Here is a 13,018-nt window from a genome sequence, read left to right on the forward strand (position 1 = left end):
TGACCAACAATTCTTAGTAAGATTTTTCAAATATGAGACTATTATAGCCTTTTGGTCAAAAAAGGTCAAACATAAAACTTATTATTTTGTACCAAAAAGACGATCTCCTGCATCTCCCAATCCTGGAACAATGTAGCCATTTTCATTCAAGTGATCATCAAGGGCTGCCGTAAAGATTTCCACGTCTGGGTGAGCTTCTTGTAAAGCTTTCACGCCTTCTGGAGCTGAAACAAGACAGACAAATTTAATATTGTGTGCTCCACGTTTTTTCAGTGAATCAATAGCTAAAATAGCTGAGCCACCTGTTGCTAACATCGGATCCACTACGAAAATTTGACGTTGGCTAATATCTTCCGGTAATTTCACAAGGTATTCAACTGGTTTCAAAGTTTCTTCATCACGATACATTCCAATATGTCCGACTTTAGCAGCTGGTACAAGACTCAAAAGACCATCTACCATACCAATACCTGCACGTAAGATTGGGACAATAGCTAATTTTTTACCAGCTAGTTGTTTTTGAACTGTCTTTGTAATGGGTGTTTCAATTTCCACATCTTCTAATGGTAAGTCACGTAAAACTTCATAACCCATTAGCATAGCAATTTCATTTACTAACTCACGAAAAGCCTTGGTAGATGTATCTGTACGGCGTAAGATAGACAATTTATGCTGAATGAGCGGATGTGCGATCACTTGAAATTTTTCCATGATTGGTGTTCCTTCTTTCAATTTATTCTTCTTATTATAACAAAAAAACATAAAAAAGGCTTATAATAAACAAGCCTTTTCAAAGATTACCAAGTCCTTATAACCATTCGTGGTATTTTTTTATATATAAATGCTTCACAAATGTAACACTTGCCATATACAATACCATAATGAGGATTAGGAATAAGAAATACATCCCATTTAATGGAGTGACTTTTAAAAGAGCTGCAAAAGGACCGTAGGGCAATAAAGTCACAAAGAAGACTGCCGCTAGAGTGGTCATGACTACAGATAAAGCTGGCCTACTTTGAATAAATGGTAACTTGGGTGAGCGCAACATATAGATAACCATCGTTTGCGTCCACATGGACTCAATAAACCAGCCTGTTTGGAAAATCGTAATGAAATTGCTAGACATACCATGATGATAAACAGACCCTGTTATCATTGGTGCAATAATAAAGAACAAAATTAAAAAGGTTGTACAGTCAAAAATAGAACTAATTGGACCAATCCAGGCCATGAAGCGAGTAATGGATTTTGCACTCCAAATGCGAGGCTTTTGCAAAAATTCACGATCTACATTGTCAAATGGTAAAGCGATACAAGAAATGTCATAGACCAAATTCAACACAATCAAATGAATCGGTGCCATGGGCAAAAATGGTAAGAAAATACTTGAGATTAGCAAGGAAAAGATATTTCCGAAGTTGGAACTCACTGTCATCTTGATGTACTTGGTCATGTTGGCATAGACTTTGCGACCTTCCACCAAGCCTTTTTCAAGCACCAATAAGTCTTTATCTAACAGAATAACATCAGCTGTTTCTTTCGCAATATCAACAGCTGTATCAACTGAAATACCTACATCAGCTACTTTCATAGAAGGAGCATCATTGATTCCATCACCCATATAACCAACCTTGTGCCCGTTTGCTTTCAGTTGTAAAATGATACGCGCCTTTTGGTCAGGCGATAATTTAGCAAAAACAGTTGTGGTTTCAACAACTCTGCTCAATTCTTCATCCGACATCGTTTCAATCATAGAGCCTAGCAAGATGTTCTTTGCATCTAAGCCAACCTTCTCACAAACTGCTTCTGTAACTTTTTCATTGTCACCTGTTAAAATTTTGGTAGCTACGCCATACTCGGTTAATGCTTTAATAGCAGGGGCTGCTGACGGTTTTGGTGGATCGAGAAAAGCAAGATAACCTGTCAGAATCATGTCAGACTCATCTTTGACCGTGTATTCATAATCAGCATCCAAGTCCGAACGATAACTGACTCCCAGCACACGCAGACCCTGCTCATTTAACTGTGCGACCTCTGTTAAAATTTCTTGACGGATTTCTTCTGTCAAAGGAAGGATTTTCCCCTTGTCTTCGACATAATTTGAAATGGCCAGCATTTCTTCTAAAGCACCTTTTGTCACCATGCTAACGACATTCTCATCATCTCGAACCAGCACACTCATGCGGCGACGTTCAAAATCAAAAGGTAATTCATCAATTTTCTTAAAAGTTTGGTCTAAATTGCGAACGATTTCGTGTTTTTCAGCTTCTTTTTCTGTCCGATTGATAATGGCACGATCCATCAGGTTTTTTAACCCTGTTTGATAATAAGAATTAAGATAAGCTCGACGAAGCACTGCCAAATCAAGATCTCCATGAATATCAAGTGGATACTCCAAAACAATCTCATCTTGTGTCAATGTCCCTGTCTTATCCGTACAAAGAATATCAATTGCTCCTAAATCTTGAATGGCATTGAGTTTCTTGATGACAACTTTTTCTTTTGCCATAAGAATTGAACCCTTCGCTAAGCTTGCTGTGATGACCATAGGAAGCATTTCTGGCGTCAAACCGACACCGACACTTAATGCAAATACCCCAGCTTCTAGCCAATCTCCATCTGTCAGACCATTGATAAAAAAGACAATAGGTACGAGTACCAACATAAGACGAATCAACAACCATGAAATACTGTTCATTTCTCGTTCAAATGAAGTTGGTTCATCATAAGTGTTAAGCGTTTGCTCAATAGCTCCCATTTTTGTGTCGTCGCCAACAACAAGCACAAGCGCGCTAGCACGACCAGAGATTACATTGGTTCCCATAAAGGCAAGTGAGTCAGATTCAAGTAAACTCTCAGTTTCTTTTATCTCACATTTATCCAGTGCCATTTTTTCAACCGCATCACTTTCACCTGTCAAACCTGACTGTTGTACGAAGAAGTCGCGCGAATCCAAAATTAGCACATCTGCTGGCAACATGTCTCCTGCACTCAAGCGGATAATGTCTCCCACCACTAATTCTGTAATCGGAATTTCTTGCTCTTTTCCCTCACGAACAACTGTCACTGTATTGACAATCATACGCGAAAGATTACTGGCAGCTTTGTCACTCCGCAATTCTTGCACAAAGCGAATACTACCAGACAGCAAGACAAGGACAACAATAATGATAAACGTTGTCGGATCTTCTTGCCCTGGCTTTGCCAGCCAAACATTGGTAACCAAAGACACCAATGCAATGAGTAAAAGAATAACGGTAAACGGGTTGATAATAGACTCATAAATTTTTTTAACAATTGAATCTTCTTGCCCTTTGGTCAATTCATTTTCACCGTATAGATCGCGATTTTCTTCTACTTGCTCCTCTGTCAAACCCAATCTAGATGTGTTGAAAAAGGTCATCGTATCCACTACAGACATACGAAGAGCATCTGTTAATCGTTTTTTTGCTGTTTTCATAGGAAATCTCCTTTATTTTTAAGGAGTCAATCACTTATATACATATACTCATGAGGAATGCGCAACATCAGTAATTGACTGAGTTTCTGCGGTCCCGGATGATCGTCTATTTTCATATTCCTCACTCCTTTCCCTTGCATTTTTTCTTTAAAAAATCAGCTCAAAACGATAAAATCCTACCATGAAAAACATGGCAGGACTATATGTCTTGTGTTACCGTTCAAGCTTTAACTCCGTAGGGCAGTGAAATGACATTAGTCAAAACCTTAGCGATCTCAACTGCTAACCAGCGCATAGTGTCTCCACTACTTTGCGGTAGTCATCCGTATCCCTATGGTAGCCTCACCTACCGATTTTTCATACTAACTATACTCCACTTAAGAATGATTGTCAACCAAAAGTGACTGTTTTCGAACATTTCTTTTTATTTTATTTGGGCAAGCAACGCACGATTCTCTTACAAATCTCTTCTACTAAAGACTTAGGTGCTGCAATATTCAGCCTTGCATGAAGTTCGCCCTCACTTCCATAATCACTTCCTCGATTGAGAATGACTTTTGCTTGGTCATGCAATAAAGTAAAGAGTTCATCATCTGTCAAACCATAGGCACTGAAATCAAGCCAAATCAGATAGGTCCCTTGTGGTTTCATAACCTTTAAACGCGGAGCCTCTTTGGCAAAATACTCCACTGTAAATTGAATATTTTCTTCTAAAACAGCTTTTAGTGCCACTAACCAAGGTTTGCCATAACGATAGGCCGTTTCTGTCGCAATGTACCCTAAACTTGACACCTCATGGTGGTTATTAACAAGTTGCTGGTGTTTAAACTGTGCACATAGCGTAGGATTTTCAATAATGGCATAGGAATTTTTGGTGCCTGCAATATTAAAAGTCTTGGTAGCACTAGAAAGTACCAGAGCAAAGTCTTTAAAATCCGGTGAAACAGTATTAAAGGAAACATGTTGATGACCAAACAAAGTCAAATCTTGATGAATTTCATCTGATACTAAAATAACATGGTGCTTTTGACAAAGCTGACCTACTCTTTCTAGAACTTCTTTTTCCCAGACACGTCCTCCGGGATTGTGCGGGTTACAAAGAAGATAGAGTTTCACATCATTTTCGACAATATCTTTTTCCAATTGTTCAAAATCAATTTGAAACAGACCATGTTCTTCTTTTAGAGAATTGGATACTAAGTTTCGATTATTTAACTGGACACTACGAGTAAAGGGTGGATAGACAGGAGAATTGATTAGGACCGCTTCTCCTTCTTTGGTAAAGGCTTGAATCGCAATAGAAATGGCTGGCACAACACCTTCCACAAAAACAATAGAATCCTTATCAAACGAATACTGATGTTCGCTTTTTTCCCAATCCAACACCGCTTGGAGCAACTCATCACTCGCATACGTATAGCCATAAACTAACTGTTCTGCATAGTCGTGAATCGCATTTTTCACTTCTGGCATGACTTCAAAGTCCATATCTGCAATCCATGCTGGTAGCAATTGAGGATCAGTCTCTGTTTCTTTCCATTTATAAGTGTGGTGAGACAAGCGATTCGGTGCTGTTTGAAAATTGTATTTGCTCATATTATACCTCCAAAGCAAATGTTAAATCTGTTATCAAATCTTGGCTATCCTCAATCCCAATGGACAATCGGAAAAAATCATCTGTTAAACCATAGCATCTTGATATCTTCGCTAGAATATCCTAGCATTAAATATCCTTTCAAAAAAGCTGCTCTATAATTTTTATTGAAGGATTCATCATTTATAAACTTTTATTGCAAGAATAGCTATTTTTATTATAGCTTAATTTTTATAAATTTTCTACAACATTAAAAAGCCTTACGACCTTTTAATGAATATGAAATTTTTCACGTAAAACTTGAGCTTTTTCACCAATAAATCGATCTAACAGGCGAACCCGCAAAGCCATTGCTCCATAAATGATCATTCCCAGACCACCAATCATAATTAAATAAAGCATGCTAGAAATGCGTCCATTTGGATAAAAGACAACTCCCAGTACCACTTCCACAATAGCAATTAAAAGAGACATGATAGCAGTTAAAATCCCTATCAATAAACTCCGTTTAACGAGAATTCTTTGATTGAGTCCTGTTACTTGGCGAATGTGTTGGTACATCAAAACAATTGGAACAATCAGTCCGACTGTCGTTGCAAGAAGCGGACCATAAGCTTTGAATAAATAAATAAATGGAATTTGCAAAATAAGCTTAACAAGAACTCCATAGCCAAAATAGATAATAGCTTTGCGATTTTGGAAAAGCGCTTGAATCATTGGCGACAAGACAGTATAAATGCCTAAAATAATTGTCTGTAACATAGCAAAAATGAACAAACCTAAAGCTAAACTATCTGGTCGCCCATAAAAAATTGTGTATAATGGACGCGCCACTAAGACAGAGCCAATTGTTGCTGGTAAGAGAAATAACAGTAACATACTTAAGTTATCTTGAACAAGACGTGCTGCAGACTTCAAATCACCTTTGACATAGTTTTCTGTTAGCAGTGGAATTCCTACACCCCCGATAGAAGTCGCTACCGCAATCAAAATCATCGTAATTTTATTGGGATTAGCGGAGAAATAGCTAAACATAACCACCAGCTGAGAATTAGTATAGTTTGTAAACCATTTCATAACATTGATAAAAGTTACTTGGTCAATAATCTGGAAAAGCTGAATGGCAGAACCAGTGATAATAAACGGAATAGCTTCCCGAATCGTATCCACTAAAAGAGCACGACTGTTAATGTTGGTGCTTGACACTGGCTTATGCAGAATAGATGACAGCAAATTCGCTTTCCAGAGGAAATAAACCAAAACCGCCATACTGGCAAACATGCCAATAAAAGCAGCAAATGTTGATTGTGTAACTGCAGCAGCATAGTCTTTAGAACCCAATTTCATAATAAAGAATGTTGTCAAAAGCATCCAAATAACACGAATCACCTGCTCAGCAATTTGACTGATTGCATATGGTTTTAAATTGTTAAATCCCTGAAAAAAGCCACGGATAACACTCATAGCTGGGAATACCAGTACTGCCCAAGATAGGCTTTGCATGACAGGAATGAGTTCTTTCCCAACGCCTGATACATGCGCAAAGAAAGGTGATAAGAGATACATCACTACTGCAAAAATGGCTCCCAACAAGAGCATAAATTTCAAAAATTCACGAATGAGGGTAAAACTATGATCCTTTTGATCCATTGTGTTGTATTTCGCAACTTGCTTAGCGACCGCAACAGGTACGCCTGCTGTGGAAATCAGAAGAAACCAAGCATAAATATTATATCCCATCGTAAACAAGCCATTAGCTTCTGCACCATGTTTGCCCATCCAGATATACCAAGGAATGATATAAATCGCCCCTAAAAAACGGCTGATAAAGTTACTTGCTGTCAACCAAGCTGTCCCTAGAAGCATTTGTTTTTGTTGAGTTGTTGTTTGTTGATCCATACATAACCTCTAAAAGTAGTCTTATCTTATTATAAACTTTTCCTTTCCGCTTGTAAAACCTCGCCATTAGGTTTACAATAGAAATATGATAACAATTGAGAACGCATTAAAAATTTTAAAAAATGATCACAATTTCCGCGAAATCATTGATAAAGGTGAATACTATTATAACATTACTGATGTCACATTTGATAACATCAGCTATGACAGCCGCGATGTGACTGCTTCAACTCTTTTCTTTGTCAAAGGTGACAATTTTAAAAAAGAATTTTTGGGAAAAGCGGTTGAATCAGGCTTACGGTTCTATGTCAGTGAGACGGATTTTGAAGTAACTATCCCAGTGATTCTAGTCAATGATGTCAAACAAGCCATGAGTCTTCTTGCCATGGAATTTTATGGAAATCCGCAAGACAAACTCAAACTGCTCGCATTTACAGGAACCAAAGGAAAGACAACTTCGGCTTATTTTGCCTATCACATTCTCCAACAAAGTCATCAGCCTGCTTTGTTGTCTACCATGAACACGACGCTCGATGGAGAACATTTCTTCAAGTCTACTTTGACAACACCGGAAAGCTTAGATTTGTTCAAAATGATGGCGACAGCGCTTGAAAATGGTCGAACTCATCTGATTATGGAAGTTTCCAGTCAGGCTTATTTAAAAAAGCGAGTTTACGGTTTAACTTTTGACGTTGGTGTTTTCCTTAATATCAGCCCTGATCATATCGGACCAATTGAACATCCGACATTTGAAGATTATTTTTATCATAAGCGACTCCTCATGGAAAATAGCCGAACTGTTGTCGTTAATAGCGAAATGGATTATTTCCAAGTGGTGGCTGAGCAAGTTGCATCTATAGAACATGATTTCTATGGACAATATTCCGACAATCAAATTCATCATTCGCAAGCATTTTCTTTTGAAACAAGCGGAATCCTCACAGAAAAATTTGACATTCAGCTAATCGGACGTTTTAACCAAGAAAATGCACTTGCTGCTAGCCTTGCCTGTCTACGCTTAGGTGCCACTATTTCTGATATAAAAAAAGGCATTGTTGCTACGCGTGTCCCTGGGCGCATGGAAGTGCTAACTCAAAACAATGGTGCAAAAGTTTTTGTTGATTATGCGCACAATGGTGTCAGTCTGGCTAATCTCTTATCTGTCGTTCAAGAACACCAAAAAGGCAAAATTGTTTTAGTACTTGGTGCAACCGGAAATAAAGGAGAAAGTCGTCGCAAAGATTTTGGACAACTACTCAATCGCCATCCAGAATTGATAGTTATCTTGACAGCAGATGACCCTAACTACGAAGATCCGATTGCCATTGCTAAAGAAATTGCCAGCTACATTTCTTTTGACGTTTACACGATTGCAGACCGCAAAGAAGCTATCAAAAAAGCTCTTAGCTTAACAAACAAAGAAGGTGATGCTGTTATTCTAGCTGGTAAAGGTGCTGATTGTTACCAAATCATAAATGGAGAAAAAACAGACTATCTAGGCGATTACGCGATTGCGGAAAGGTATTTATAGAATTGAATAAAGGTCGAGATAACAGTCTTCGACCTTTAATTATTGAAAAAACGACAACTTTATATTAGTAAAGTAAAATAAGCATCATTTTTTAGAAATCAGAATCTTGCCTTATGATTTTACTTTCTCCAACTAATCAAAACATACATTAGACTTGAACCATAGATATCCGCAAGAGCATGCGCGAGGAAGAAAGGTAAGAGATTTTTAACCTTATATTTGTAAAGGCAATAATAGAGAAGTCCAAAACCAACACCGATCGTCAGTGCCCAGAGCATTCCATGATAAGTGTGGAAAGAAACACGAATAATCATCGAATAAAGAAGAACCCACCATTTATATTTTTCTTTTACCGAAGTTAATAAGCCTAAGAAGAAAAATTCTTCATAAAAGCCATTTAGCAAAGCATAGAGAATCATCATCGGTGTCAAATCGGTAAACTTACGGAAAATTTCTAATAGATCAATGTATTTCCATAACTGGGGATCAAAATAGTTATATTCTCCGCTAAGGGTCGTCACGGTATCTGCTAGAATCCCCATAACTGCAAAAATAAATGGAACCCAAAAGAGTACAGACCACGATAGACGAATCGGCAACTGTCTAAAATCAAACCGACGAAGTATTAAGTAGGCTACCGTCAGAGCTAACATGAGAAGTTGTAATTCTAAGTTACTAGAATAAGCGGCTCCATCATTTGCTGTTTTACTAGTTGCATCTGCTACTGCTGTTGTAGTGGACGGAGACAAGCTAGCAAGATAAAGTTCTGTTGAACGATAGATAAATCGCCCAAATAGCAAGACCGTCACGATGACAATATCAAACCATTTCAGATACTTCAAGGGTTGAGTGGGACAAATTCTTGCTAAAAGATTCACGATATATTCCTTTCATAAAACGAAATGGGAGAGGGACGGAACTCAAAACTAAAAATCTTTAGTTTATAGTCTCACTCCGCAAGGTTGCTCAACAGTCTGGGAGCCTGTTGAGGTGGCGAGTGCAGAAAACGAAATTTTCGTCAAAAGTACTCTTCCGAGCTTGAAAAGCGAACAAACCTTGAAACTTGCTTTAATCCCCTATCCGCCAATTCAAAGCTGTGCTTTTGACACATCTTCATGGAAGGGGGCTTTTCAACCTCCAATAGTCCAGTAGACTATTGGAGCAATCAGCTACTGCATCGTTGATTTATTGCACCGTATCCTTTGAAGCTAGAGACTTTCATCCCAGCCTCATACCAACCATAACCATTATACCTATAAATCTATCAAAAAATCTTAAAATTTTATTATTCTATGATGTTTATTGTAAAAGTCTACAGACTTTTGTACACGAAAGGTTAAGGTTTCTTTATCAAAATCCAGTTTCAACTCATAGTTTCCTGATTCGTTAGGTACGATATAGCCTAAAATCACTAGAGCATCTACAAAAATATCGCGCCGTTTTTGCATCAGCTCAGTTTTACGACCATACTTTAGCAAAAAAGTTGTCATATATTTTAGAGCATACTCCGGATTAACATCTCCTATCAACTTATAAAGCTTTTGTTGCTGATTATTCAATGGATATTGTTGCTTTAGCTTATAAAAATAATTGGAAAGTGTCAGCTGCTCTCTGAGAAAATCTGTTGTTTCCACTAAAATAGCCTGGTTGGTCTGATTGGTCAAGCGTGTCTTAAAGCGCACATTCCGCAATTCTTTATAAAGAGAACTGTCATCTCGTACAAATACTTCCTGATCCAAAGACAAATCCGTCACATTTTGCAGTAGAGGAAGGGTTTGTTGATACCGTTTGTTTGCTCGAACCACGTAGCCTGCCTTGATATAGTCCTCTATAGAGCGATCAATATTGGAAAAGTTTGCAAATTCGCACTTTATCTCTCGCAAAGTAACATCATCATGTCGGTCTAAATAATTTATCAATTCATGAAAAAAAGGCTGACGTGTTAAACGACTGGGATTGATTACTTTAATCATCTAATCTTCCTTTATAAACTAATTTTTCGGATTGAGCCAATTGGCTAGGATTGGTTCCTGGCTGATGAAGAGGAACTGCTAAACCTAACTCTTTGTAATACTGCTGCCAAAAAGGAGCAATTTTCTCTTTTTCATCACCGAACTGCATAGGAATGGTTTCAAAAATGGGGAGGATTTCTGCAATATATTCAGAACAATAAAAGCCTATCGTATCTGGATAAAAGCTATTATTATAAGGTTTATAAAGGTGTTGCTCTGCTCTTTTCCAGACAGCTTTTACATCTATGTCAGAACAAGCATAAACAGCATAACATTCATCAACCTGTAAAAATTGATCTATCGGTTCTTTAATGACACCGCGCTTGCTTGTCGCATGGTAAATCCAACCAGCAAAGAAGATTGCCACATGGTTATACCAACCAGTTGATCGCTGAATGGCCTCTGCTATATCAGATTGACTGGATACAAAAATTAAATCTCCATTTTGTAAATCTTGAATCTTCATAGAACTATTGTATCAAAAAAGGAGCCGAAACTCCTTTTTCTTCCAAATTTTTATCCATTAAAACTTTCAGTCAATTGTGGTACAACTTGTTTTTTACGAGAAACCGCACCAGCAAGGAAAGCATGATTATTTTCAAGTGTGAAATGGAAAGCTGCTTCCACTTTATCCATATTGCCTCCAAGTGCAAGGATTTCTGAGTTAGAATTGATAATATCGGTAATCATCAAAACGAAGTCAGAATAACCATTAGCCGCATTTGTTTTTTCAATAGCTGCTTCCAGTTCAGCTTGACGTTCTAAGACTTCTGCAATATCAACTGTGTTGACTTGTGCTACACGAACTTGGTTTCCGTTTAATTCAAATGTTTTAGCATCAATATCAATCAATTCCTCGGCTGTTTTGCTAGCTAAGTTGGTTCCAGCTTTAAGCATAGCCAAACCGTATTCTTCCAAATCAACTCCTGCAAGCTCTGCCAACTCAGGTGCAATCACTTTATCACTCGGATGAGTGGTTGGTGATTTCAGAAGAAGCGTGTCTGAAATCAAACCTGAGAGCATCAAACCTGCGAGTTCTTTTGGTACAGCTACACCAGATTCTTTAAACATGCGATAAACGATAGAAGAAGCTGAACCGACAGGCTCCAAACGCATATAAAGTGGACTAGCTGTTTCAAAATTTGCCACACGATGGTGATCCACAACGCCATAGACTTCTACTTCTGCAATGTCAGAAATAGATTGTTGAAATTCATTATGGTCTGTTAAAATGACTTGCTCAACTCCTTCTGCTTTGGCAGATGTCACCACACGCGGTGCCGTTACTCCAAAATAATCCAAAACAAAAGCTGTTTCTTCATTTGGTTCTCCCAAAGCAACCGCTTCTGTATCCAAGCCATAAGCTTCACGCGCAAGATAAGCAAAGGCCACAGCTGAGCCAATCGCATCTGAATCTGGATTTTGATGACCGAAAACTAAAATTTTAGACATGATCGTACCTCGTAAACTTTTTATATACTTTATTTTAGCACAATTTTAAGATTTTCACAAAGAGAGGAATAGAAAAGCACCCAATCGTTAGTTTTCCTGTCTAACTTTTTGAGTGCTGATCAAAATCTCACTTCCTGCTTTTATTAACTATTATGTACGCGGTTCATATACTCGGTATAAGATTCTGTTTTCATAAGTTCTTTGGCATTTGCTACTCGATCAGCAGTTGGCGGCTTTATACCTTCTAATGGATAAGGAATGCCCAATTCACGCCATTTAAATTCTCCCATTGTATGATAAGGTAGCACTTCAAATTTATCAACTGTTTTTAACGTTTTGACAAACTCACCTAATTCTTTTAAGTCGTCATCACGGTCTGTTAACGTTGGAACCAAAACATGGCGAATCCACATTGGAACACCTTTATCAGATAAATATTTTGCACATTCCAAAATATTCTTATTAGTGTGCCCTGTTACAAATCTATGCTGAGCATCATTGACTTCTTTAATATCCAGCAACACTAAATCTGTCACTTCAAGCAGGCGATCAAAAACTTTGAGATACTCTGGTGTATTGCGGAAAGGCATCGCACAAGTATCTAAAGTGCAATGAATTCCCAATTCTTTAGCTTTGGTAAAAAGTGCAGTCACAAAATTAATCTGCAAAAGAGCTTCACCACCACTTACTGTAATCCCACCTTTTTTACCCCAAAAGCCACGATAACGAAGCGCTTCTTGCAAAACGTCTTCAACCGTTCGCTCTCTTGAATTATTGGTTTCCATTGCCCATGTATCTGGATTGTGGCAATATTGGCAACGCATTTTACAACCCTGTAAAAAGACAATGAAACGGATACCAGGTCCATCAACAGCTCCAAAACTTTCAGTCGAATGGACCATACCTGTTACTTTTCCATAATCAATGACTTCTTTTTCCATCGTCTTATCCTCTTGAAAACGTTTTATAATACTATTATAACACTTCTTTTCTAGATAGAGGGACAATTTGTCTATTTTTTAGAAAATAATCTGTTTTTCAGTTTCATTTTCAATATTTTTCAAAAA

The 13,018-nt window shown here is 37.8% G+C and carries 10 protein-coding genes, 1 pseudogene and 1 riboswitch; of the genes and pseudogenes, 1 reads left to right on the plus strand and 10 read right to left on the minus strand.

What is annotated here, in order from left to right:
• Window positions 1–81: 81 nt before the first annotated feature.
• From upp to HMPREF2542_RS04475, 5 genes and pseudogenes are all read right to left on the minus strand, one after another.
• Window positions 82–711: a uracil phosphoribosyltransferase gene (gene upp, locus HMPREF2542_RS04460; RefSeq protein ID WP_003025639.1), complete on the minus strand. Its 630-nt coding sequence runs from the start codon at window positions 709–711 to the stop codon at window positions 82–84.
• Between the two features lie 97 nt (window positions 712–808).
• Window positions 809–3,463: a magnesium-translocating P-type ATPase gene (mgtA, locus tag HMPREF2542_RS04465; protein ID WP_058670237.1), complete on the minus strand. Its 2,655-nt coding sequence runs from the start codon at window positions 3,461–3,463 to the stop codon at window positions 809–811.
• Window positions 3,464–3,671: 208 nt separating this feature from the next.
• A riboswitch (M-box (ykoK) riboswitch) is annotated at window positions 3,672–3,824 on the minus strand.
• 68 nt (window positions 3,825–3,892) lie between these two features.
• Window positions 3,893–5,059 carry a MalY/PatB family protein gene (locus tag HMPREF2542_RS04470; RefSeq protein WP_070484415.1) on the minus strand — a complete coding sequence of 389 codons (1,167 nt, stop codon included), beginning with the start codon at window positions 5,057–5,059 and terminating at the stop codon, window positions 3,893–3,895.
• A 1-nt stretch (window position 5,060) separates the two neighbouring features.
• Window positions 5,061–5,156, minus strand: a pseudogene (locus tag HMPREF2542_RS09545) (PLP-dependent transferase); the annotation flags it as partial.
• Window positions 5,157–5,327: 171 nt separating this feature from the next.
• Window positions 5,328–6,956 (minus strand): putative polysaccharide biosynthesis protein, encoded by a 1,629-nt coding sequence (locus HMPREF2542_RS04475; protein WP_070484418.1) that lies wholly within the window; start codon window positions 6,954–6,956, stop codon window positions 5,328–5,330.
• Window positions 6,957–7,041: 85 nt separating this feature from the next.
• On the opposite strand from HMPREF2542_RS04475, the gene HMPREF2542_RS04480 reads away from it, so the two are divergent.
• Window positions 7,042–8,487 carry a UDP-N-acetylmuramoyl-L-alanyl-D-glutamate--L-lysine ligase gene (locus HMPREF2542_RS04480; RefSeq protein ID WP_058670234.1) on the plus strand — a complete coding sequence of 482 codons (1,446 nt, stop codon included), beginning with the start codon at window positions 7,042–7,044 and terminating at the stop codon, window positions 8,485–8,487.
• A gap of 119 nt (window positions 8,488–8,606) precedes the next feature.
• Here the strand turns inward: HMPREF2542_RS04480 and HMPREF2542_RS04485 are convergent, their stop codons facing one another.
• From HMPREF2542_RS04485 to pflA, 5 genes are all read right to left on the minus strand, one after another.
• A complete protein-coding gene (locus tag HMPREF2542_RS04485) occupies window positions 8,607–9,365 on the minus strand; it encodes a CPBP family intramembrane glutamic endopeptidase (protein ID WP_058670233.1) in 759 nt (252 codons plus the stop codon).
• Between the two features lie 396 nt (window positions 9,366–9,761).
• Window positions 9,762–10,460: a DUF1803 domain-containing protein gene (locus HMPREF2542_RS04490; RefSeq protein WP_058670232.1), complete on the minus strand. Its 699-nt coding sequence runs from the start codon at window positions 10,458–10,460 to the stop codon at window positions 9,762–9,764.
• Window positions 10,453–10,965, minus strand: coding sequence for a YiiX/YebB-like N1pC/P60 family cysteine hydrolase (locus HMPREF2542_RS04495; RefSeq protein WP_058670231.1), 513 nt, complete (start codon window positions 10,963–10,965; stop codon window positions 10,453–10,455). The genes HMPREF2542_RS04490 and HMPREF2542_RS04495 overlap by 8 nt, the downstream gene beginning before the upstream one ends.
• Before the next feature lie 50 nt (window positions 10,966–11,015).
• The gene (locus tag HMPREF2542_RS04500) at window positions 11,016–11,951 is read right to left on the minus strand and encodes a manganese-dependent inorganic pyrophosphatase (RefSeq protein WP_037597626.1); all 936 of its coding nucleotides are present in this window, start codon (window positions 11,949–11,951) and stop codon (window positions 11,016–11,018) included.
• 143 nt (window positions 11,952–12,094) lie between these two features.
• Window positions 12,095–12,892 (minus strand): pyruvate formate-lyase-activating protein, encoded by a 798-nt coding sequence (gene pflA, locus HMPREF2542_RS04505; RefSeq protein ID WP_049476527.1) that lies wholly within the window; start codon window positions 12,890–12,892, stop codon window positions 12,095–12,097.
• Window positions 12,893–13,018: the final 126 nt, after the last annotated feature.

The organism is Streptococcus sp. HMSC034B05, assembly GCF_001809055.1.
In the GTDB taxonomy this organism is placed as follows: Bacteria; Bacillota; Bacilli; order Lactobacillales; family Streptococcaceae; genus Streptococcus; species Streptococcus constellatus.